The sequence below is a fragment of the Bradyrhizobium sp. USDA 4449 genome (genome assembly GCF_054056275.1).
Genome location: NZ_JBSRYD010000001.1, coordinates 107932 through 130933, shown reverse-complemented (window position 1 = coordinate 130933; position 23002 = coordinate 107932). Strand labels below are relative to the sequence as shown.

At 64.2% G+C, this 23002-nt stretch carries 22 protein-coding genes; 17 read left to right on the top strand and 5 right to left on the bottom strand.

The window, feature by feature from the left end; genetic code table 11:
* Window positions 1-57 precede the first annotated feature (57 nt).
* Entirely contained in the window at window positions 58-264 is a 207-nt protein-coding gene (locus tag ACVIIW_RS00630; RefSeq protein ID WP_456698967.1) for a DUF2065 domain-containing protein, read from the top strand.
* A gap of 142 nt (window positions 265-406) precedes the next feature.
* Window positions 407-1915: a Do family serine endopeptidase gene (locus ACVIIW_RS00625; RefSeq protein WP_456698966.1), complete on the top strand. Its 1509-nt coding sequence runs from the start codon at window positions 407-409 to the stop codon at window positions 1913-1915.
* Between the two features lie 121 nt (window positions 1916-2036).
* On the opposite strand, the gene serB is transcribed toward ACVIIW_RS00625, so the two are convergent.
* Window positions 2037-2942 (bottom strand): phosphoserine phosphatase SerB, encoded by a 906-nt coding sequence (serB, locus tag ACVIIW_RS00620; RefSeq protein WP_456698965.1) that lies wholly within the window; start codon window positions 2940-2942, stop codon window positions 2037-2039.
* A gap of 11 nt (window positions 2943-2953) precedes the next feature.
* On the opposite strand from serB, the gene miaA reads away from it, so the two are divergent.
* The 7 genes from miaA to ilvC all read left to right on the top strand — a co-directional run bounded on the left by miaA (window position 2954) and on the right by ilvC (window position 9955).
* Complete coding sequence (miaA, locus tag ACVIIW_RS00615; protein WP_456698964.1) at window positions 2954-3892, top strand: tRNA (adenosine(37)-N6)-dimethylallyltransferase MiaA; 939 nt, start codon at window positions 2954-2956, stop codon at window positions 3890-3892.
* Between the two features lie 330 nt (window positions 3893-4222).
* Window positions 4223-5998, top strand: a complete 1776-nt coding sequence (locus ACVIIW_RS00610; protein ID WP_456698963.1) for an acetolactate synthase 3 large subunit — start codon at window positions 4223-4225, stop codon at window positions 5996-5998.
* Window positions 5999-6025: 27 nt separating this feature from the next.
* The gene (ilvN, locus tag ACVIIW_RS00605) at window positions 6026-6568 is read left to right on the top strand and encodes an acetolactate synthase small subunit (protein ID WP_298885075.1); all 543 of its coding nucleotides are present in this window, start codon (window positions 6026-6028) and stop codon (window positions 6566-6568) included.
* Between the two features lie 3 nt (window positions 6569-6571).
* Window positions 6572-7267 carry a class I SAM-dependent methyltransferase gene (locus tag ACVIIW_RS00600; RefSeq protein WP_456698962.1) on the top strand — a complete coding sequence of 232 codons (696 nt, stop codon included), beginning with the start codon at window positions 6572-6574 and terminating at the stop codon, window positions 7265-7267.
* A gap of 50 nt (window positions 7268-7317) precedes the next feature.
* Complete coding sequence (locus ACVIIW_RS00595; protein ID WP_456698961.1) at window positions 7318-8181, top strand: EamA family transporter; 864 nt, start codon at window positions 7318-7320, stop codon at window positions 8179-8181.
* Window positions 8182-8199: 18 nt separating this feature from the next.
* Entirely contained in the window at window positions 8200-8802 is a 603-nt protein-coding gene (locus ACVIIW_RS00590) for a LysE family translocator (RefSeq protein ID WP_456698960.1), read from the top strand.
* 133 nt (window positions 8803-8935) lie between these two features.
* Window positions 8936-9955, top strand: coding sequence for a ketol-acid reductoisomerase (gene ilvC / locus ACVIIW_RS00585; RefSeq protein ID WP_456698959.1), 1020 nt, complete (start codon window positions 8936-8938; stop codon window positions 9953-9955).
* 569 nt (window positions 9956-10524) lie between these two features.
* Here ilvC and ACVIIW_RS00580 read toward each other — a convergent pair.
* Window positions 10525-11145 carry a hypothetical protein gene (locus ACVIIW_RS00580; RefSeq protein ID WP_456698958.1) on the bottom strand — a complete coding sequence of 207 codons (621 nt, stop codon included), beginning with the start codon at window positions 11143-11145 and terminating at the stop codon, window positions 10525-10527.
* A 189-nt stretch (window positions 11146-11334) separates the two neighbouring features.
* On the opposite strand from ACVIIW_RS00580, the gene ACVIIW_RS00575 reads away from it, so the two are divergent.
* From ACVIIW_RS00575 to ACVIIW_RS00555, 5 genes are all read left to right on the top strand, one after another.
* Entirely contained in the window at window positions 11335-11904 is a 570-nt protein-coding gene (locus ACVIIW_RS00575; protein WP_456698957.1) for a TetR/AcrR family transcriptional regulator, read from the top strand.
* 198 nt (window positions 11905-12102) lie between these two features.
* The gene (locus tag ACVIIW_RS00570) at window positions 12103-13815 is read left to right on the top strand and encodes a sulfatase-like hydrolase/transferase (protein ID WP_456705050.1); all 1713 of its coding nucleotides are present in this window, start codon (window positions 12103-12105) and stop codon (window positions 13813-13815) included.
* Between the two features lie 255 nt (window positions 13816-14070).
* Window positions 14071-15237, top strand: coding sequence for a COG1470 family protein (locus tag ACVIIW_RS00565; protein ID WP_456698956.1), 1167 nt, complete (start codon window positions 14071-14073; stop codon window positions 15235-15237).
* Entirely contained in the window at window positions 15234-16220 is a 987-nt protein-coding gene (locus tag ACVIIW_RS00560) for an ABC transporter ATP-binding protein (protein WP_456698955.1), read from the top strand. The genes ACVIIW_RS00565 and ACVIIW_RS00560 overlap by 4 nt, the downstream gene beginning before the upstream one ends.
* Window positions 16210-17172, top strand: a complete 963-nt coding sequence (locus tag ACVIIW_RS00555) for an ABC transporter permease (protein WP_456698954.1) — start codon at window positions 16210-16212, stop codon at window positions 17170-17172. Before ACVIIW_RS00560 ends, ACVIIW_RS00555 begins: the two co-directional genes overlap by 11 nt.
* Before the next feature lie 86 nt (window positions 17173-17258).
* On the opposite strand, the gene ACVIIW_RS00550 is transcribed toward ACVIIW_RS00555, so the two are convergent.
* Window positions 17259-18818 carry an ABC transporter permease/substrate-binding protein gene (locus ACVIIW_RS00550; protein WP_456698953.1) on the bottom strand — a complete coding sequence of 520 codons (1560 nt, stop codon included), beginning with the start codon at window positions 18816-18818 and terminating at the stop codon, window positions 17259-17261.
* A complete protein-coding gene (locus ACVIIW_RS00545; protein ID WP_456698952.1) occupies window positions 18815-19597 on the bottom strand; it encodes an ATP-binding cassette domain-containing protein in 783 nt (260 codons plus the stop codon). Before ACVIIW_RS00545 ends, ACVIIW_RS00550 begins: the two co-directional genes overlap by 4 nt.
* 131 nt (window positions 19598-19728) lie before the next feature.
* Between ACVIIW_RS00545 and ACVIIW_RS00540 the strand changes: the two genes are divergently transcribed.
* Window positions 19729-20547: an ABC transporter ATP-binding protein gene (locus ACVIIW_RS00540; RefSeq protein ID WP_456698951.1), complete on the top strand. Its 819-nt coding sequence runs from the start codon at window positions 19729-19731 to the stop codon at window positions 20545-20547.
* Complete coding sequence (locus tag ACVIIW_RS00535; RefSeq protein ID WP_456698950.1) at window positions 20547-21332, top strand: ABC transporter permease; 786 nt, start codon at window positions 20547-20549, stop codon at window positions 21330-21332. Before ACVIIW_RS00540 ends, ACVIIW_RS00535 begins: the two co-directional genes overlap by 1 nt.
* Before the next feature lie 46 nt (window positions 21333-21378).
* Here ACVIIW_RS00535 and ACVIIW_RS00530 read toward each other — a convergent pair whose 3' ends face one another.
* Window positions 21379-21828, bottom strand: a complete 450-nt coding sequence (locus ACVIIW_RS00530) for a cupin domain-containing protein (RefSeq protein WP_456698949.1) — start codon at window positions 21826-21828, stop codon at window positions 21379-21381.
* A 137-nt stretch (window positions 21829-21965) separates the two neighbouring features.
* Here ACVIIW_RS00530 and ACVIIW_RS00525 point away from each other — a divergent pair, with 137 nt between their 5' ends.
* Window positions 21966-22991, top strand: coding sequence for an ABC transporter substrate-binding protein (locus ACVIIW_RS00525; protein ID WP_456698948.1), 1026 nt, complete (start codon window positions 21966-21968; stop codon window positions 22989-22991).
* Window positions 22992-23002 lie beyond the last annotated feature (11 nt).

Genomic DNA, 23002 nt, shown 5'->3' with positions numbered 1-23002 from the left:
GGCAGGTTTGGCCGCCCTTCCTCGGACAATAACGTCACAACGGGAGGTTCCAATCCGATGAGGTCCATTGCGTTCGCCGACTTCCTCATCGGCTTAGGCATCCTGTTTGTGCTCGAAGGCTTGATGTTCGCGGCAAGTCCGAACTGGATGCGCAAGGCCATGAAAAGCGCCATCGCAACGCCGGACAATATCCTGCGGGCGGTCGGGATCGGTTCGGCCGTAGCCGGCCTCATCCTGATCTGGGTGATGCGACGTCCGATGTAGCCGCCGAGCCAACGTCAAAGTGAAGGCGAACGGCGGGTTTTCGCCGTATTATCCGGCTCTTGAGGCCCGCTAAGCTCGTGCTTGCGCCGTGCCCCCGTTCGAGCGCAGTCTTGACGTCGAATTCTTTTCTCTGGAGACCACCATGACCGCTGCCACCATTGTCCCGACCCGCTTGCGCCAACATGCGCGATTTGGGCTGGCCGCGCTCGCGTTCAGTGCTTTCAGCCTGTTCGGCTCGCCGGCGCAGGCGCGCGGGCCGGAGGGCATCGCCGACGTCGCCGAGAAGGTGATCGACGCGGTCGTGAATATCTCGACCTCGCAGACGGTCGAGGCCAAGGGCGGCAGCAACACCATGCCGCAACTCCCGCCCGGCTCGCCGTTCGAGGAATTCTTCGACGACTTCTTCAAGAACCGCAAAGGCCCCGGCGGTGGCGGCAAGGGCGGCGACAACGGCGGCGGCCTGCCGCACAAGACCAACTCGCTCGGGTCAGGCTTCATCATCGACACGTCGGGTGTGGTCGTGACGAACAACCACGTCATCGCCGATGCCGACGAGATCAACGTCATTCTCAACGACGGCACCAAGATCAAGGCCGAGCTCGTCGGTGTCGACAAGAAGACCGATCTCGCCGTGTTGAAGTTCAAGCCGCCGAAGCCGCTCGTCTCGGTGAAGTTTGGCGACTCCGACAAATTGCGTTTGGGCGACTGGGTGGTCGCGATCGGCAACCCCTTCAGCCTCGGCGGCACGGTGACGGCCGGCATCGTCTCGGCCAAGAACCGCGACATCTCCTCGGGGCCCTATGACAGCTACATTCAGACCGACGCCGCGATCAATCGCGGCAATTCGGGTGGCCCGCTGTTCAACCTCGAAGGCGACGTCATCGGCGTCAACACGCTGATCATCTCGCCCTCCGGCGGCTCGATCGGCATCGGCTTCGCCGTGCCGTCGAAGACGGTCGCTGGTGTCGTCGACCAGCTCCGGCAGTTCGGCGAACTGCGGCGCGGCTGGCTCGGTGTGCGCATCCAGACCGTCACCGACGAGATCGCCGAGAGTCTCAACATCAAGCCGGCGCGCGGCGCGCTGGTCGCCGGTGTGGACGACAAGGGCCCGGCCAAGCCTGCCGGCATCGAGCCGGGTGACGTCGTCGTCAAGTTCGACGGTAAGGACGTCAAGGATCCGAAGGATCTGTCCCGTGTCGTCGCCGACACCGCAGTCGGCAAGGAGGTCGACGTCGTCGTCATCCGCAAGGGCGAGGAGCAGACCAAGAAGGTTACGCTCGGCCGTCTGCAGGATCCGGAGAAGGTGCAGGCCTCGGTGAAGACCGACGAGCCGCCGCCCGAGAAGCCCGTGACGCAGAAGGCGCTCGGCCTCGATCTCGCCGTGCTGAACAAGGACCTGCGGACCCGTTATAAGATCAAGGACAGCGTCAAGGGCGTGGTGGTGACCAATGTCGACGCCAATTCCGACGCTGCCGAGAAGCGGCTCTCCGCCGGCGACGTCATCGTCGAAGTCGCACAGGAAGCGGTCGCGAGCGGCGACGACATCCAGAAGCGGGTCGACCAGCTCAAGAAGGACGGCAAGAAGTCCGTGCTGCTGCTGGTGTCGAACGGCGATGGCGAGCTGCGCTTCGTGGCGCTGAGCGTGCAGTAAGGGACTCTCGTCTTAACGTCGCGTCATGGCCGGCCTTGTCCCGGCCATCCACGTCTTTGTCGCGTGGATAGCCCCAATCGTGCATGCCCGGGACAAGCCCGGGCATGCCGGTGGTTCGGCATCAGCTTTCCACGAACTCGTCCCGCCGATACCCCTGCGCATAGAGCAGCGCGGTGAGATCGCCGTGATCGATCCGTGCCGCGGCTGCCGCTGCAACGGCTGGCTTCGCATGATACGCCACGCCCAGTCCCGCTGCCTGGATCATCGCCAGATCATTGGCGCCATCGCCGACCACGACCGAGTCGATGTCGTCGAGATCGAACGATTCCATCAGATCAACCAGCGTCGCGAGCTTGGCCGCGCGACCCAGGATCGGCTCCTTCAATTCGCCGGTGAACTTGCCGTCGCGCACGACGAGCTCGTTGGCGCGGTTCTCCTGGAAGCCGATCTTGGCGGCGACTGCGCTCGTGAACAAGGTGAAGCCGCCGGAGACGAGGCAGGTATAGGCGCCGTTGGCGCGCATGGTGGCGACCAGCTCGCGGCCGCCGGGGGTCAGCGTGATACGCTTGGCCAGAACCTGGTCGACGACATCGGCGGGGAGACCCTTCAGCAGCGCGACGCGCTCGCGCAGCGCCGGCTCGAACTCGATCTCTCCCTTCATTGCGCGTTCGGTGATGGCGGCGACATGGGCCTTCATGCCGACGAGATCGGCGAGCTCGTCGATGCATTCCTGCCCGATCATGGTGGAATCCATGTCGGCGAGAAAAAGCTTCTTGCGCCGGAAGCCGACAGGCTGCACCACGATGTCGATGGGCAAATCGCCGCGAAGCTCGCGCAGCCGTTCTTCGATGGCATGGCGATCGCCTTCGAGGTTACTGTCGGCGCCGAAGGGAATGTCGACCGCAACGCCGTCGAACAGCCAATGGGCCGGCACGGCGTTGGGCAGCACGGCGCGGACACCGTCGACGATGGTGGAGTCGAGGGCGGGATTGGCGGGGTTGCAGATCAGCGTGGCGACGAGCGACATTTGAGGTTTTCGTGAGCGAGAGGCATTCGAGCAAGGCCGTGCTTATCGCAGGCCCGACCGCCAGCGGCAAGTCGGCGCTGGCGCTGGAGCTTGCGCTGAACGTGGGCGGGGTCGTGATCAATGCCGATTCCATGCAGGTCTATCGCGACCTCCGCATCATCACTGCGCGCCCCACTGAGGACGAGCAGGCGCGCGTTCCGCATTGCCTTTACGGCCATGTCGATGCAGCCGTGAATTTCTCGGCCGGCGCCTGGGTGGCTGATGCCGCGACTGTTCTGGAACGGGCAAGGGCGGAGGGCTGCCTGCCGATCTTCGTTGGCGGCACCGGGCTCTATTTCAAGGCACTGACCGCAGGGCTCTCGGTCGTTCCGCCGATCCCTGGCGAGGTGCGCGAGAACGTGCGCGCGCGGCTGGAGCGGAACGGCGTCGAGGCCTTGCACGCGGAACTTGCGCGCCGCGATCCGCGCGCAGCCGAGCGATTGAATCTGCGCGATCGCGCCAGGATCGCGCGCGCGCTCGAAGTGGTCGAGGCAACCGGCCGCTCCTTGCTCGACTGGCACCACGAGGGCCAGCCGCCGCTGTTGCCGAAGGACAGCTTTCGCGCCGTATTCCTCGCGCCCGAACGCGACGAGCTCTATGCCCGCATCGACGCCCGCTTCGGCGCCATGCTGGGCGCCGGTGCTCTTGAAGAGGTCGAGCAGTTGGGCGCCCGCGGGCTCGACCCGCTGCTGCCGGCGATGAAGGCCCACGGCGTGCCGGCCCTGCTCCGATATCTGCGCGGTGAGCTTGGCCTCGAGGAAGCCGCTGCGATGGGCCGGGCCGACACCCGCCACTACGCCAAGCGCCAATTCACCTGGTTCAGGCATCAGCTGCCGGAATTCGAGTGGGTGAAGCCGGTGAAGGCGGGGGGCTGGCTGGCGGCCGCCGCCGGCGGGGCCGGCGGCCCGTGACACACTTTTGTGCCTTGGGTTCCCGATTTTACCTCTCGCCGAACCCTGGGAACGCCGCTACACTGCCAAAATCGCGCGGAAGCGGCCGGTTTGCCTTGACATCGAGGCTTTGGTCGTTATGTTTCGCGCAACCTTTGCGAAGCTGAGCGGCCGCCATGCGTAACATTATTACCAAACTCCTTATTGCCGTCGTACCCAGGCACACCGCCGGGGGTGGCTAGCTGCCATCCACACGACAGGCGGTGTGCAGGGTCCCTCTTCGGGGCCTTTTTTATTTCCCGAAACCGACACGAACGAAGCCGCTGACGTCAGCGCATCCGGAGCAAGCCAATGAGCGACAAGAGCCACGATCCGAACCAGATGACGGGCGCCGCGATGATCGTCCGCGCGCTCATCGATCACGGCGTGACCGACATTTTCGGCTATCCCGGCGGCGCGGTGCTTCCGATCTATGACGAGATCTTCCAGCAGAGCGAAGTCCAGCACATCCTGGTCCGTCACGAGCAGGGCGCCGGGCATGCTGCGGAAGGCTATGCCCGCTCGACCGGCAAGCCCGGTGTTGCGCTGGTGACCTCGGGCCCCGGCGCCACCAATATGGTGACGCCGCTGACCGATGCGCTGATGGATTCGATCCCTCTGGTCTGCATCTCCGGCCAGGTGCCGACGCATCTGATCGGCAATGACGCCTTCCAGGAATGCGACACCGTCGGCATCACACGTCCCTGCACCAAGCACAATTGGCTGGTCCGCGACGTCAACGACCTCGCGAAGGTGCTGCACGAGGCGTTCTATGTGGCGACCACGGGCCGTCCGGGCCCGGTGCTGGTCGACGTTCCCAAGGACGTGCAGTTCGCCACCGGCACCTACCATCCGCCGCGCAAGTCCGATGTGCACCGCTCCTACGCGCCGCGCGTGAAGGGCGATGCGACGCAGATACGCAAGGCCGTGGCGCTGCTGGCCGGCGCCAAGCGCCCGGTGATCTACAGCGGCGGCGGCGTCATCAATTCCGGTCCCGAAGCCACCAAGCTGCTGCGCGAGCTGGTCGAGGTCACCGGTTTCCCGATCACGTCAACCCTGATGGGCCTGGGTGCCTACCCTGCGTCGGGCAAGAACTGGCTCGGCATGCTCGGCATGCACGGCACCTACGAAGCCAACATGACCATGCATGATTGCGACGTCATGCTGTGCGTCGGCGCGCGCTTCGACGATCGCATCACCGGCCGGGTCGATGCGTTCTCGCCGAACTCGAAGAAGATCCACATCGACATCGACCCGTCCTCGATCAACAAGAACATCCGTGTCGATGTGCCGATCATCGGTGATTGCGGCAACATCCTTGGCGACATCCTCCAGGTGTTCAAGGCCGAGGCGAAGAAGCCCGACATCAAGAGCTGGTGGCAGCAGATCGCGCAGTGGCGCGCCCGCAACTCGCTCTATTACAAGAAGAGCAACGACGTCATCCTGCCGCAGCACGCGATCCAGAGCCTGTTCGAGGCCACGCGTGGCAAGGACACCTACATCACGACCGAGGTCGGGCAGCACCAGATGTGGGCGGCGCAGTTCTACGGCTTCGAGGAGCCGCACCGCTGGATGACCTCGGGCGGACTCGGCACCATGGGCTACGGCCTGCCCGCTGCGATCGGCGTGCAGGTCGCGCATCCGGATAGTCTCGTCATCGACATCGCGGGCGATGCCTCGGTGCAGATGACGATGCAGGAGATGTCGACGGCGGTTCAGTACGAGCTGCCGATCAAGATCTTCATCCTGAACAACCAGTACATGGGCATGGTGCGGCAGTGGCAGCAATTGCTCCACGGCAACCGGCTGTCGCATTCTTACTCCGAGGCCCTGCCTGATTTCGTCAAGCTCGCGGAAGCCTATGGCGGCGTCGGTCTCCAGGTCTCCAGGCCCTCTGATCTCGATGGCGCGATCAAGGAGATGATCTCGGTCAAGCGTCCGGTGCTGTTCGACTGCCGTGTCGCTGCCCTGGAAAACTGCTTCCCCATGATCCCCTCCGGCAAGGCGCACAACGAGATGCTGCTGCCCGAGCAGGCCAACGACGAGGCGACCGCAAAGGCGTTCGCCGGCGGCAAGGCGCTGGTGTGAGTACGATAGGATTTTGAGGGGACGATCATGAACCAGCCGGCATCCGCCTATTTCATCGAAGAGCGCCACGATCCGAACGAGACGCACACCCTTGCGGTGCTCGTGCAGAACGAGCCGGGCGTGCTCGCGCGCGTCATCGGCCTGTTCTCGGGGCGCGGCTACAACATCGAGAGCCTCACGGTCTCCGAGACCGAAGCGCAGAAGCATCTGTCGCGCATCACCATCGTCACCACCGGAACGCCGATGGTGATCGCGCAGATCAAGCATCAACTCGACCGCATGATCCCGGTCTACCAGGTCGTCGACATGACGCAGACCCGCCGCTCGATCGAGCGCGAACTAGCGATGGTGAAGGTGCGCGGACAGGGCGAGCATCGCGTCGAGGCGCTGCGGCTGGCGGACGCCTTCCGTGCGCGGGTGATCGATGCCACCACTGAGAGCTTTGTGTTCGAAATCACAGGCAATACGGACAAGATCAACCAGTTTATCGACCTGATGCGCCCGCTCGGCCTTGTCGAGGTGTCGCGCACCGGCGTCGCCGCGATCGGTCGCGGGCCTGAAGGGATGTGAATCATGCTGGCGCGCGACTGGTACTATAACGAGCGGAACCGGATGGGCATCGAGCCCGCGGTGGCGTCGATCTACGACGCCCACGACGATGCCGATCTGCGGGCGCGCGCCGCACTGAAAATGTTGGGAGTCCAGCGCGGCTGGCGTGTCGCCGATATCGGCTGCGGGAATGGCGTGCTCGCCGCTGAAGCCGCGCTGATGGGGGCCGAGGTCGACGCGATCGACATTTCACCGGCGATGCTCGCGCTTGCCGAGATCTATGCGCGCGACCGCAAGGCGCCCGTGCGCACGCAGTCCGCCGGCCTGCTCAGCTTTGCCTACCGCCCGGAATCCTACGATTTGATCGTCAGCGAGTTCACGCTGCATCATCTGCCCGACTTCTGGAAGGTCGTGGCGATGTCGCGGATCTTGCGTGCGCTGAAGCCGGGTGCGAGCTTCTACCTGCGCGACATCGTTTATGCCTCGATGCCCGACGCGATCGAGCGTGACGTCGAGCAATGGGCCGACTACCAGATCAAGAACCACGATTTCTCGCGCGCCAGCGTGGTGACGCATATGCGCGACGAATATTCCACTTTCGGCTGGGTGATGGAGCGGATGCTGACCGATGTCGGCTTCACGCTGGTCTCGGCCGATTACCACGCACCGATGCACGGCACATATCTCTTGCGCAAACCGAAAGCCGGCGAGCAAGGCTAGACGAGAAGAACAAGCAGGGCTGCACGACAGGGCAGAACCGGAAAACAACAATGAAGCCGGCTGACATCCTCATCGCCCTCTCGGTGGCGATCATCTGGGGGCTTGCCTTCGTGGCGAGCCGGATCGCGCTCTACGAGTTTTCGCCGGAGCTGATGACGGCGATGCGCTTCTCGATTGCCGCACTGCCGTGCCTGTTCGTTCCCAAGCCGAAGATCGCCTGGCCGCGCCTGATCGCGATCAGCTCTACGCTGTTCCTCGGCCAGTTCCTGAGCCAAGCCCATGGCATCGCCCACGGCGTACCGGTCGGCTTGACCTCGGTCGTCGTGCAGAGCCAGGCCTTGTTCACGATCGGTCTTGCCGCGATTGCGTTCGGCGAGCGGCCGACGCCGGTGCAGACGCTGGGCATCGCCATTGCCGCGGCCGGCCTTCTGATGATTTGCGGCACCGTTGGTTATGACTTCAGCGTCAGCGCCTTCGCCGTGCTGATGATCTCACCGGTCAGTTTTGCGATCGGCAACATCCTGCTGCGCGGTGCCCGCGGTGTGCCGATGTTCGACCTTTTCGCCTGGCTTTGCCTGGCGACCGCCATGCCGCTGTCCGTGCTCGCGCTCGTGGTCGACGGACCAGCGCCGACTTTCCAGTCGCTGATCCACATGTCGCTGACCGGCCTCATCTGCCTGCTGGCGATCGGCGCGGTCTCGACCAGCATCGCCTATTGGCTGTGGGGGCGGCTATTGCGTGACTATCCTGCTGCGCAGGTCGTGCCGTTTGCACTGCTCGTGCCGTTCGTCGGTTCTGCGGCGTCCAGCATCGTGTTTGGCGAGCGGTTCGGGCCGTTGCGTCTCGCCGGCATGCTGACCGTCATCGGCGGCATTGCGCTGATGGTGCTGGCGAAAAGCGTCCGCAAATCCTGAAGACGGCGTGAGGTGAATATGGCCAACTCGCTCTTCTATGCGTTCCTCGCCTTCATGGTGGTGATGTATTTCACCCCCGGGCCGAACAACATCATGCTGTTGTCCTCCGGGCTGACCTATGGCTTCCGGCGCACCATTCCGCATATCGTCGGCATCGTCCTCGGCTTTGCCTTCATGATCGCCGCGGTGGGGCTCGGGCTCGGCACCGTGTTTCTGGCCTACCCGGTCCTGCAGACCATCCTGAAATATGCCGGCGCCGCTTACCTGATTTACCTCGCTGCGGTGATCGCCTTCTCCGGCCCGACCAAGCCCGGCGAGGTTGACGGCCGCGGCCCGATGACCTTCTGGGGCGCGGCCATGTTCCAGTGGATCAATGCCAAGGGCTGGGTGATCGTGATCGGCACCATCACCGCCTATGCGGCCATTGCCCGGTTTCCAGTCAACATCGCGATCCAGACCCTGATCAGTCTCCTGGTCGGCACGGTCTCGACCGTGGTCTGGGCGTGCTTCGGCACCGCGCTACGGCCGGTGCTGACCTCGGAGCGGCTGGTCCGCGCCTTCAATATCCTTATGGCGCTCCTGCTGCTCGCCTCCCTCTACCCCGTTTTCATGGATGCATGATGTCGCGGATTTCCATGCAGAAACGGGTTTCCCTCAGGGGCCGAAATGCTCTAGACAGCCCCCGAAATCCGCAAATTTCACCCTTCGGACACTGACCATCGGCCGATTTCCGGCCCTCAACGAGGAAACGACTATGCGTGTTTATTACGATCGCGACGCGGACCTGAACCTGATCAAGGGGAAGAAGGTCGCCATCGTCGGCTATGGCAGCCAGGGCCACGCCCATGCGCTCAACCTGAAGGACTCCGGCGTCAAGGAAGTGGCGATCGCGCTGCGCAAGGACTCGAGCTCGGTGAAGAAGGCGGAAGCCGCAGGCTTCAAGGTGATGGAAGTCGCCGAAGCCGCCAAATGGGCCGACCTCGTCATGATGCTCACCCCGGACGAGCTCCAGGGCGACATCTACCGCGACCACCTGCACGACAACATGAAGAAGGGCGCTGCGCTGGTGTTCGCGCACGGCCTCAACGTCCACTTCAACCTGCTCGATCCGCGCCCCGACCTCGACGTGCTGATGATCGCGCCGAAAGGCCCCGGCCACACCGTGCGTTCAGAATATCAGCGCGGCGGCGGCGTGCCCTGCCTGATCGCGATCGCCAAGGATGTCTCGGGCAATGCCCATGACCTCGGCCTGTCCTACGCCTCCGCTGTCGGCGGTGGCCGCGCCGGCATCATCGAGACCACCTTCAAGGAAGAGTGCGAGACCGATCTGTTCGGCGAGCAGGTCGTTCTCTGCGGCGGCCTGGTCGAACTGATCAAGGCCGGCTACGAGACCCTGGTCGAAGCCGGCTACGCGCCGGAAATGGCGTATTTCGAGTGCCTGCACGAAGTGAAGCTGATCGTCGACCTGATCTATGAAGGCGGCATCGCCAACATGAACTACTCGATCTCCAACACCGCCGAGTATGGCGAGTACGTCACCGGCCCGCGCATCGTCACCGCGGAAACCAAGGCCGAGATGAAGCGCGTTCTCGCCGACATCCAGGGCGGCAAGTTCGCCCGCGACTGGATGCTCGAGAACAAGGTCAACCAGACCTCGTTCAAGGCGACCCGCGCCAAGCTCGCCGCACACCCGATCGAGGAAGTCGGCGCGAAACTTCGCGACATGATGCCCTGGATCAAGAAGGGCGCGCTGGTCGACAAGTCGAAGAACTAAGTGGCAATCTCTGGGCGTAGCGTCAGCGACGCGCTACGTTCGGGACGCGGGAGCGAAAAACACAAAGCTTCGCTCGCCGAACCAAATCTTAAATCTTCGCGATTATATCTGGGCGAGATCGCTGATCGCGGTCTCGCTCTTTTCATCTTGCGCGAAGCATTGCTGCTTCATTCAAATTCTTCGTGAAGTTGAAGTGCTCATTGAGCACCAAGAACTGACGCTTAAACCACATTCTTGGGTTCGCGTCGTTTCTCAGGCTTTTTTCAAAATTGGCGATCGCCAAAAGTACTGTGTCCTCAGAGTCTAGGACTCGGCTCTTCATCCGCGCTCTCATCGCGCAGTCAATCGCCTGTCGCGACGTTCGCGCACCCCTTCATCTTAAGAACGGACACCGGATGCGCCTTCTTGCAGCGCCTATCGTTGCGCGCGGCTTGAGAAACGCGTGCCATTGCCGTGGCGCGGCCTCCCCCTACATTCTTCGGGCCGCTGCTCGGCGCGGACCCGTGGCCGAACGGTCGACCGCATTTTCGCCAAGCGGCTCGGCCTGTTGCCGCAGGGCTGATCGACGTTCAACCCGCTTCGGCCGTCCGTCCGCGTGGGTGGGCGGCCATTGCGATCATCCGCAACGTCATCACCGCGAGCAGCGGAATGAGGAACGCCGCGTAAGCGGGCATCGCCGGCACGCGCTTGCCGAACGACACCATGAACTGGAACCAGAGATAGTAACCGCCCACGAGGTGCAGCGTGCGCCAGGTGCGCGGTCCGATCATCGCGGCGGTGCGGTCGAACGAAGTCATGCTCATCGCGATGATCGCGGCATAGCCGATTCCGCCAAAGACGTAGGAGGCCGGTGAGGTCGCCGCCACAAAACCCGCCGGATCCATCTTCGCGAATACGACGATGGCGACGGCATGAATGGCGTGGGAGGCCGCAAAGCTCAAGCCGAGATAGCGGCGGTTGCGGCGCTGCCAGCGCGTCCAGGCGTTGGGCCAGAGCCTCGCCAGCGCCGAGGCACTGAAGGCGAGGCAAAAGAGCAGCAGCGAGCTCCGCGCCGTGAAGCGGATCACCATGCGAACGCCGTCGACCTCGAACCGACGCATCGAGGCAATCCAGACGCTCAAGGCGATCAAGGTCAGCGCGAGCGCGGCGAGCACCCGCCAGCCTTCGAACCAGCTTTGACGTCGGGACATGGTCGTCTCCTTCAGCATGTAATCGGTGATTACATTCCCGGACAAGCCCCCGTCAATGATGTAATCGCTGCTTATACTCACGTTCGGGTGATGCTAGAAGGCGTTATGCCCGCCCGTCAGACCCCAAAACCCCGCGCCCGCCACCGGGCGTCCGAAGCTCGGCCCTATCATCACGGCGACCTCCGCCGTGTGCTGATCGATGCTGCGTTGCAACTGGCGGCCGAAGGCGCCGAGGTGTCGGTGCGCGAGGCCGCGCGTCGGGCCGCGGTGTCGCCCGGTGCACCGTTCCGGCACTTTCCCAATCGCGATGCCTTGATGGCTGCGGTGGCCGAGGAGGCGCAGCGGCGCTTTCGCGCCGAGATCGAGGCCACGCTGGCTGATGCTCGCCCCGCCGGCCCGCTGGCGCGTTTCCGCGCCTTTGGCCTCGCCTATGTGCGATGGGCCATGCGCAACCCGGCGCATTTCGAGATCATCTCCACCGGCCGATATTTTGCCCATGGCAGCTCGGCCGAGCTGACCCGGGACAATGCCGAGCTCGTCGTGCTGACCGAGCGGATGCTGGCTGAGGCGGCCGCGCAGGGCCTGCTGCGATCGACCGACCTCAAGCGCATCCTGATCGCCGGTCGCGCCCTGATCTATGGGTTCGCCCGCATGAATCTCGACGGCCATTTTCCGCGCTGGGGCGTGGGGGAGGGCGAGATCGAGCGGATGGCGGAAGGGGTGATCGACCTGTTCATTGCCGGGATCGCGAAGTCCTAGAGGGCAGCCGGGCGCGGCTCTTCGCCGCCCGCTAACACTAAGCGAAGGTCGGATGCTGGATCGCGTTGCCTGCCCGTGCCCGTTCCATTACAGTTTTATGACACGGTGCAGCCGGCTGCGCCGGACGTCCGGGCCGTATTGAGACCGGCCAGGCGGCTCTGCATCACCGCGCCGGACTTAAAGTTCAGCGTGCCGTCGATGGCGTCCGCGCCCAATCCAGGTCCTTCCGCCACCACTGACGTCCTGGCGAGCGTTGCCGCGCTCGGCCTCTGGCGGCTGCTTGCGGTGGCTGCGCCGCATTTCGCTGCGCTCGCGCTGATGTACGAGACCGAGACCGATTTCGGCTCGCGTCTCTCCTTCCTGCTTGCCTGGGGCATCCTCAACTTCTCCTGGATCACGCTGTTGCGCCGGCCGGCGCCGTCGGGCGCGCTGTCGCTGACCATGGTCGTGGTGCTGGTGCTGCTGTCGCGGCTCAAGCACGACGTCGTCCAGATGACGGTGAACTTCATCGATCTGATGATGATCGACCGCGACACGGTCGCGTTCCTGTTCACGATTTTCCCGAACCTGCGCTGGTCGGTGATCGGTGCCGGCTTCGTCACGCTGCCGCTGATGTATGCGCTGTGGTGGCTCGATCCGTTCCGTATACGCCGCCTGCCGGCGCTCGCATCCATGCTCGCCTGCCTCGCCGGACTGGTATTCTATTCCGTCTATCATCCCGATGAAGCCTGGCGCGGCTATTACGACGACGGCTATCTCTCGAAGTTCTTCCGCTCGGGCGTCACCGCGGTTTCCGATTTCGTTCAGTACGGCTTTATGGAGTCGGCTGCGTCGACCGACGAGCGGCTCAACATTCCTCTGGTCGACGCCTGCCATCCGGCCGGTCGCCGGCCCAACATCATCATGATCCATGATGAATCGAGTTTCGACATCCGCGCCGCTGATGGCATCAAGGCGCCGCCGGGTTACGGCAGCCATTTCAAATCCTGGGACGGCAAGGCGCGCACCTTCCTGGCCGAGAGCAATGGCGGCCCGAGCTGGTTCACCGAATACAACGTGCTCGCCGGCCTCTCCTCGCGTTCGTTCGGCCGCTTCGCCTATTTCGTCACCCGCATTGCGTCCGGCCGCGTCGAGCGCGGCCTGCCGCTCAGCCTACGCCGCTGCGGCTACGAGACCATGTCGCTCTATCCTGCCTATGGTGGCTTCATGGGCGCGCGCAGCTTTCAGATGACAACCGGCGTCGAGCGTGTCTTCGACGCAAAGGATCTCGGTGCCAAGGACGTCGAGCCCGACAGCTTCTTCTACGACAAGGCGCTGCGGCTGATGGGCGAGCGGACGCCGAACAAGCCGCTGTTCGCCTTCGTCTATCTTGGCGCCAATCATTTTCCATGGGAGACGCGCTTCCGCCCCGATCTGCTGCCGGGTTGGCGGGCACCGGGCAACGAGCCGTCCATCGACGAATATCTGCGCCGTCAGGCCATGAGCGCCGAGCAATACAAGGCCTTCCTCGCGGGCCTGAAGAAAACGTTTCCCGGCGAGCCCTTCCTGATCGTTCGCTATGGCGATCACCAGCCCGAGTTCGCGCCCGGCATCCTCGAGCCCGGGCTCGACGAAGGCGCGATCGGCAAGATGCTCGACGCTTACGATCCACGCCTCTACGCGACCTATTACGCGATCGACGCCATCAATTTCGAGCCGGTGAAAAGCGACACCGTGATGGAGACGATCGACGGTGCTTATCTGCCGCTGGTCATCCAGGAAGCCGCTGGCATCCCGCTCGACCCGTCCTTCGCCGAGCAGAAACGGATCATGCTCCGCTGCAAAGGCATCTTCTACGGCTGCAAGGACGGGGCCGAGGCGCGCCGGCTGAACCGGCTGCTGATCGATGCCGGGATGATCCACGGGCTCTAGCATCCGCCTTCGCGTCGTCCAGGAGCGACGACAACATATCGCATTACGATGTATTAATCTTCTGACGCGGGATCGTGTTTTAAAACTAAAGTCTGAGCTGAAAAGGCTTGAGATCACCGACTTGTAATTGGTGCGGTGCCTCGCGTCCCAAACTTTGTCACGATTGCGCCCATCATCCGAAACGCCGCCGCCACGATCTTTTCAGTCGGCGTGTTGCAATCTCTGGGTCACCCTTTCCTTGCAGGAGTATCGTCCATGCGAGCGCTTGACGTCGCGCGTCTTGCATTTGCCCTCATGCTGTTCAGCCCGGTCGCCCATGCGGCCGAACCGACGCATGACATCAAGGGCCTCTATCTCATGACCGACTATCCGGCGGTCACCGTGCGTCCCGGCACCACCAGCAACATCTCCCTGCGTCTGCAAAACTACGATCTGTCGCCGCAGCGCTACCAGCTTTCGGTCGCGAACGTGCCAAGCGGCTGGACTGCAACGCTGCTTGGCGGTGGCCAGCCCGTCGGCGCAGCGATGCCGGCGCCGGACGGCAGCGTCGCGCTCCAGCTCAGGCTCGATGTTCCTGCCGGCAGCGATCTTAGCACGCATACGCTCACGGTGAAGGCCGAGGGACAGGGCAGCAGCGCAGAGCTTCCCATCGCCGTGTCGCTCGCCAAGGAACTGCCGGCGAAGCTCACCGTGAAGGCGAACCTGCCGTCCCTGCGTGGCAGCCCCAAATCCAATTTCGACTACACGCTCTCGATCAAGAACGACTCGGGCCGAAATCTCGTCGCCAGCTTCGCCGCCGAAGCGCCGGCCAATTTCGAGACCTCGTTCACGGAAGCCTATGGCACGCAGGAGCTGTCCTCGATCCCGATCGACGCCGGCCAGTCCAAGGACGTCAAGCTGAAGGTGCGTCCGCCAACCACGCTGGATGCCGGCCATTTTCCGGTGAAGGTCACCGTCAAGGCGGAGGATGCTTCCGCCTCGACCGAGCTCGCGCTCGACGTCGTCGGCGAGCCGCAGCTGCAGATATCCGGCCGCGACGGCCTCTTGAGCGCACGCGCCGTTGCGGGCAAGCAAAGCTCGATCCCGGTCGTCGTGACCAACACCGGTACGGCACCGGCCGAGAACATCGCGCTGGCGGGCACTGCGCCGAACGGATGGAAGGTGACGTTCGAGCCGGCCACGATCGAGCGTCTCGTGCCCGGGAAAGACAGTGAGGTGCAGGCGCTGGTTACGCCCAGCGACAAGTCGCTGGCCGGTGACTACCAGACCACCATCCGCGCCACCACGCGTGGCGAAAGCGCCTCGAGCCAGTTCCGCATCACCGTCGCCACGTCGACGGTGTGGGGCGTGGCCGGCGCCGGCGTCATCGGCGTCGCGCTGTTGTTGATGCTTGGTGCAGTTGCGAGGTTCGGACGGCGATGAGCGAGCTACAAACCGAACCCGACAGCCGGCCCCACGACCCCGTCATCAGGGCACGTGGCCTCATCAGGCGTTATGGAAAATCGGTCGCCGTCGATTCCATCGACTTCGGCATCGCCCGCGGTGAGGTGTTCGGCCTGCTCGGCCCGAACGGCGCCGGCAAGACCACCACCATCCTGATGATGCTGGGCCTCACCGAGATATCGTCGGGCGAGGTCAGCGTGCTCGGCTTCAATCCGGCGCGCGAGCCGCTGAAGGTCAAGCAGCGGGTCGGCTATCTGCCCGATGCCGTCGGCTTCTACGATCAGCTTACCGCTGTCGAAAACCTGGCCTACACGGCAAAGCTCATGGGCCTTGCCCGCGCCGAGCGGGCAGCGCGGATTGAGGCCGCGCTTGCCCGCGTTGGTCTGGCCGAGGTCGCCGAGAGACGCGTGGCAACGTACTCGCGCGGCATGCGGCAGCGGCTGGGGCTGGCCGAGATCATCATGAAGCGCGCCGAGATCGCAATCCTCGACGAGCCGACGTCCGGGCTTGATCCGCAAGCGACGCAGGAATTCCTCGGATTGATCGGCGAGCTGAAAGCCGAGGGCGTCACCGTGCTGCTGTCATCTCACATGCTCGACCAGGTCCAGCGCGTCTGTGACCGCGTTGCGCTATTCCGGAACGGCCGCATCGTGCTGATGGGGACGGTGCCGGAACTCGCCGTCAAGGTGCTCGGAGCCGGTTTCGTCGTGGAAGTCGAGGCCGAGGGACCGGGCATCGCCCGGCGGCTGGCGATGATCCCGGGCGTGACCCAGGTAGAGACCCTTGCTGCCGACCGTTACCGCATGACGGCCGAGCGTGACGTGCGTCCGGATGCGGCCCGCGCCGTGGTTGCGGGCGACGGGGCGTTGCGACGATTGTCGGTCGACGAACCGAGCCTCGAAACGATCTACGCACGCTATTTCCAGGACCAGTCCGCGGGAGACGTTCGTCATGCGGCGTGAAGGATCACCGTTTCGGGGATTGTCGACGGTCTTCATCAAGGAGCTCTCCGATCACGTCGCCAGCAGCCGAATGCTGGTGCTGGAACTGCTGATCCTCTCCACGGCGCTCGCCGCGCTCTACGAAGCGATCAGCAGCCTCCGGCAGAACACGGCCGAAGATCCGTTCCTCCTGCTGCGATTGTTCACGATCGACCAGGCGCCCTTGCCGTCCTTTGTCGCGATCCTCGGCTTTCTCATTCCATTGATGGCGATCGGGCTCGGTTTTGACGCCGTCAATAGCGAGCACAACAGGCGAACGATGTCGCGTATCTTGGCACAGCCGATCTATCGCGACGCGCTGCTGACGGGTAAATTCCTGGCCGCACTCGCCACGATCGGGATCAGTCTGGCCGCCTTGTGGCTGCTGGTGATCGGGCTCGGACTGATCTTCCTCGGCGTGCCGCCGGGAGGCGAGGAGATCGCGCGGTCTGCGGTGTTCCTGATCGTGGCGATCTTCTACGCCGGCGTATGGTTGTCGCTGGCGATGCTGCTGTCCACCGTGTTCCGGTCGGCTGCCACTGCGGCGCTGGTCGCGCTGGGCATCTGGCTGTTCCTGACGGTGCTCTGGCCGATGTTGGCCCCAGCCCTGGCGCAAGCGATCGCGCCGGTCGATCCGCGCTACGCGCTGCTCGGCCTGAACGATCCGGCCACCGCGGTCTGGATGCAGGAGCTGCTCCGGCTGTCGCCGAACGACCTGTTCGGGGAAGCGATGCTGGCTGTGCTGTCGCCGACGACCCGCACGCTGGGGCCGGTATTCCTCGATCAGCTCCGTGGGGCCGTGATGGGCGCGCCGCTGCCCTTCGGCGAGAGCATCATGATTGCATGGCCGCAGACCGTAGGCCTCATAGCCGGCACCATCATTTTGTTCGCGTTCAGCTATGTGCTGTTCCAGCGGCAGGAGGTGAGGGCGTGAATTGATCATGCTTTGCCCGTCTCATCCTCCAGAGATGGGCAGGAGGGGGTGGCTGGAGTCCCCTGCGGCCACCCCCTCAATCCGATCTACGGTCGGCCGACCTTCTCCCACAGCCACTTCGCCACCGCATCGGGGGACGAGTTCGCGTCGTTGCCGCTGGCGCGCAAATTGGCCTCGCGCATGGTGGTGATGTCGATCTTGCCGAGCAGCGGGCTCAGCGCCGCCTTGAGCCGCTCGTCGCCGGCGCGCTTCGGTGCCAGCAGCAGGATGGCGTCATAGGGCGGGATCGCCTGCTTGGGATCATCGAGCGCCACCAGATCGTATTTCGCGATCAGGCCGTCGCTGGTGTAGCCGGCGATCACGTCGACCTCGCCGCTGGCGGCCGCCGCATACATGAAGTCCGGCTGCATCTGGCGCTGTGCGCTGAACTGAAGACCGTAGGCCTTCTGTAGCGCCGCCCATTCGGGCCGCGAGAAGAACTCGTAGTCGCCGGCGATCGACATCGTCGAGGTGTGCGCGGCGAGGTCGGCAATGGTATGGATGCCGAGCGCGTCGGCGCGCTTTTTCGGCATCACCAACGCGTAGGCATTCTCGAAACCGAGCTCGCCGAGCAGCGTGATGTTGTCTTTCGCGAGCGCCGTCTTCAGATCTGCGACCAGCTCCGCGCGCGGCTTGATGTCGGTGCGGTGCAGCTGGTTGGCCCAGAGCGTGCCGGAATAGTCGACATAGAGATCGATATCGCCGGCCTTCAGTGCCCCGAAGATCACGCTGGAGCCGAGCCCCGATCGCGCGGTGGCGGAAAGACCCGCCGCCTGGAGGCGGTCCCTGAGCAGGGCCGAGAGCACATATTGCTCGGCAAAGGTTTTTGCGCCGACGACATAGCCGGACGATGAACGTCCCATCGCCGGCACCAGCGTCGCCGCAACCAGCGCTGCGATCCCGGCAGCGCCAAATATCGTGCGCAGACGACGCCGCTGGCGCAGACCACTCTCGATCAGGCCGAGCAGCTGATCGACGGCGAGCGCGAGCAGAGCCGAGGCCAAACAGCCGAACAGCACGAATACCCAGTTCTGAGTCTGAAGCCCTGCAAAAATGTAATTGCCGAGGCTGGTCTGTCCGATCGGCGTCGACAACGTCGCGGTGCCGATCACCCACACGGCAGCGGTGCGGATTCCGGCCATCATGACCGGCAGCGCCAGCGGCAGCTCGACCATCAGGAGCGACTGCCGCGCCGTCATGCCGACACCCTTGGCGGCCTCGATCAGCGCGGGGTCGATGCCGTTGAGCCCGGTGATGCCGTTGCGCAGCACCGGCAGCATCGAATAGAGCGCCAGAGCCAGCATCGCCGGCAGGAAGCCGAACGCGGAGAACGAGACACCAAGCCAGGCAAGCGTCACCGAGGCGGCCGCCAGCAGCAGCGGATAGAACAGCGCGAGCAGCGCCAGTCCCGGCACGGTCTGCACGATGCTGGCGAGCGCCAGCAGAATGGCGCGCGGCGCCGGGCGGTTGCGTGTGACGATTGCGAGCGGCAGGCTGACGATCAGGCCGAGCGCAAGTGCGGCGAGACTCACCCGCACATGATTGCCGAGATAGTCGGGCAAATGCGACAGCGCCTCGCCCCAGCGCGGATCGGTGAAAAGGCTCATGCCGCACCGCCTTGCGGCAGCAGTGCATTCAGCCGTTCCACCTGGCGCCGCGGCGTGCGCAGCAGCTCCAGCACATAGGCATCGCTGCTGTCGGACAGTTCAGCGGGCGTGCCCTGCGCCAGCAGCTTGCCGCCGCGCATCACCGCAATGCGATCCGCGAGCAGGATCGCTTCCGTCATGTCGTGCGTGATCATCACTGTGGTCAGGCCGAGCTTGCGATGCAGTTCACGAAAGTCCTCGCCAAGTGCATCGCGCGTCAGGGGATCGAGCGCGCCGAACGGTTCGTCCATCAGCACGATGCGCGGCCTGGCTGCCAGCGCCCGCGCCACGCCGACGCGCTGGCGCTGCCCGCCGGAAAGCGCTTCCGGAAGCCGGTCACGATGGGCGGCGCGCTCGAGTTGCACGAGCTCGATCAGTTCGTCGACCCGGGCCGCGATCTCGGCTGCGGGCGCGCCGAGCAGCTTTGGGGTGATCCCGATATTGTCCGCGACGCTCAAATGCGGAAACAGCCCGCCGCTCTGAAAGACGTAGCCGATCCGGCGCCGCAGCGCGACCGGATCGATGTTCCGGACGTCCTCGCCCTCGACGGTGATGGAGCCGCCATCGGCCTCGATCAGCCGGTTGGCGAGACGCAGCAGCGTCGTCTTGCCCGAGCCCGACCGCCCGACGATGGCCAGAAACTCGCCCTCGGCGATGTCGAGCGACAAAGCGTCGACGGCCCTGAGGGGCCCGAAGCTCTTGGTGACGCGCGTGTAGCCAATCATCGGTCTGGACGGCATCCGACGTGCACTCAGCTCGCTTGCCCTCCGGGGAGGGTGGTGGTCGAGACCCATGCGTAGCACGCTTGGCGCCTTGATTGAACTTGGCCGCGCGAGCGGCTAAGGCATCGAGCCAAGTTTGGAGGAAACACATGACAACGCCCATGGCGGTGGCGCTGGAAGATGCCAAGGTCGCGTTCCGGCTGGGGGACGGGCGGGTCTACACCGCGGTGGAGAAGGCCCATCTGACGGTCGCGCAGGGCGAGTTCGTCGCCATCGTCGGTCCGACCGGCTGCGGAAAATCCACGCTGCTCAACGTCGCAGCCGGCCTGCTCAAGCCGGCTGCGGGCCGTGCCACGATCTTCGACCGGCCGCTCGCAGGGCTGAACCGGGACGCCGGCTATCTGTTCCAGGCCGACGCGCTGTTCCCCTGGAAGACCGCGCTCGACAATGTCGCGATCGGGCTCGAGATCAGGGGAATGCCGCGCGCAGAGGCGCTGCCCCAGGCACAGAAATGGCTGACGTCCGTGGGCCTGGGCGCCTTTGCGGGCCGCTATCCGCATATGCTCTCCGGCGGTCAACGCAAGCGCGTGGCCCTGGCACAGGTCCTGATCCGCGACCCCAAGATCCTGCTGATGGACGAGCCGTTCGGGCCGCTCGATGCGCAGACGCGCCAGGTGATGGGCAATCTGCTGCTCGACCTCTGGAATGCCGACCGCAAGGCGGTGCTGTTCGTGACCCATGATCTCGAAGAGGCTATCGCGCTCGCCGATCGGGTCGTGATCATGTCGGCCGGCCCGTCCTCGCGCATCATCGGCAACTGGCGCGTCATGCTGCCGCGCCCGCGCGACATCTTCGAGGTGCGGATGGACAAGGAATTCCATGCGCTGCATCGCGAGATCTGGAGCGTGCTCAAGGACGAGGTAATGAAGGGCTACGCGCAAACTGCCCAAGCGACGGAGGCGATCTGATGTCGCGCGTCACGCTGCTTGCACTGCAAGTCCTGGTCGCGGTCGTCTGCATCGCGCTGTGGCAGTTCTTTTCGAGCGTCCCGGTCTTTGGAAAGGTCCTGCTGCCGCCGTTCTTCTTCTCCAATCCGGTCGATGTGTTCAGCCAGATCGCGAAGTGGTTCGCGACCGGAGTGATCTGGAAGCATCTGGCAATCACGCTGTGGGAATCCATCCTCGCCTTCGTGATCGGCTCGGTTGGCGGCGTGCTGATCGGCTTCTGGTTTGCGCGACAGCCGCTCGTTGCCGCCGTGTTCGATCCCTACGTGAAGATGGCCAACGCGCTTCCGCGCGTCGTGCTGGCACCGATCTTTGCGCTGTGGCTCGGGCTCGGCATCTGGTCCAAGGTCGCGCTCGGCGTGACGCTGGTGTTCTTCATCGTATTCTTCAACGTCTATCAGGGCGTCAAGGAGGTCAGCCGCACGGTGCTCGACAATGGCCGCATGCTCGGCATGAGCGAGGGGCAGCTGATGCGGCATGTCTATTGGCCGTCGGCGCTGTCATGGATGTTCTCCTCGCTGCATACCTCGGTCGGCTTCGCCGTGGTCGGCGCCGTCGTCGGCGAGTATCTGGGATCAGCCGCAGGCCTCGGCTATCTCATCCAGCAGGCCGAGGGCGTGTTCGACGTTGCCGGCGTATTCGCCGGCATGTTCGTGCTGTCGGCTTTCGTCATCCTGATCGATATTGGAGTGACGTTGGTGGAGCGGAGGCTGCTGGTGTGGCGGCCGACCGTGGATGGGCGGGGCTAGCCGCAAAAAAAGGCCCGCGCATTGGCGCGAGCCACGTCGCGACCCCTCAATCCAGCAGCTTGACGTCGTCGGGCGCCTGGGGCGGCGTCTTGATCGCTATCGCCTTGACCTGGCCGCTGATCGGCTTGGTGCCGCCATGCGCAGTGCCCTTCGGAATGATGACGAGGTCGCCCGGCTTCACCGTCACTTCCTTGTCGCCGAGCCAGATCGTCCCGGTGCCGTCGAGGATGTACTGAATCTCGTTGGTGTTGGGATGCAGGTGCTTCGGCACGTTGCCGACCTGGATCGAGACGGTGGCGCCGTCGGCGGTCATGAAGGTCTTGGAGCGATAGCCGACCTGGTTGGCGGGACCGAGCGCATCGCCTTCCATCTCGCCGGTATGGATGATCTGCGCGGTGATGCTTTCCGCGGCGAGCGCCGGCCGCAGCAAATGCGTTGCGCCGCATCCGGCGACGAAGGCGGCAGTGATCGACAGCCCGGCAGTCAAGCGATTCATGGACTATTCTCCCCGTCAGAGATTGTTGTTGCGGGCGCATGCTATTGCGCCAAAAGGCTGATGGCCAGTGCACTTAGCGGTCCTTCTCAAGCCAGTCCCGCTGCTCTATGGTGCCGCCAGCCGAACGGAGGAAACCAATGAAGAACACGATTGCCAGGCTCGCCGGCGCGCTGCTCGCGCTGACGCTCACCACCTCTTTTGCCGCAGCGCAAAGCAAGGTGACCATCGCGGTCGGTGGCGGCGCCTGCCTCTGCTATCTGCCGACGGTGCTGGCCAAGCAACTCGGCGAATACGAGAAGGCCGGTCTCAATGTCGATCTGGTCGATCTCAAGGGCGGCTCGGACGCGCTCAAGGCCGTGCTCGGCGGCAGCGCCGATGTGGTTTCCGGCTATTTCGACCATTGCGTGAACCTCGCCGCGAAGAAGCAGGAGTTGCAGGCCTTCGTGGTCTATGACCGCTATCCCGGGCTCGTGCTGGTGGTCGCGCCCTCGCACACGGGCGACATCAAGTCGGTCAAGGACCTCGCCGGCAAGAAAGTCGGCGTCAGCGCACCCGGCTCCTCCACCGACTTCTTCCTGAAATATCTCCTGAAGAAGAACGGGCTTGATCCCGCGGGCACTGCCGTGATCGGCGTTGGCCTCGGCGCCACCGCGGTGGCTGCGATGGAGCAGGGGCAGATCGACGCTGCGGTGATGCTCGATCCCTCCGTCACGGTGCTCCAGGGCAGCCACAAGGATCTGCGCATTCTCAGCGATACCCGTACGCAAAAGGACACGCTCGAGACGTTCGGCGGCGAATATCCCGGCGGTGCGCTGTACTCGACCGCGGCGTGGATTGCGGGGCATGACAAGGAAACGCAGGCGCTGACCAATGCGATGCTGGCCACGATTGCCTGGATCCACGCACATTCGGCCGAAGAGATCATGGCCAAGATGCCGGAGGAGATGGTCGGCAAGAACAAGGACCTCTATCTCGCGGCGCTGAAGAACACGATCCCGATGTTCTCCGAGACCGGCAAGATGGATCCGAAGGGCGCCGACGCCGTGCTCGCGGTGTTCAGCGTTGGTTCGCCCGAGGTGGCCAATGCCAAGATCGACGTGAGCAAGACCTTTACCAACAAGTTCGTCGACCAGGCCAAGAAGACCACTGGCAGTGCCAAATAGCTGACGCGATC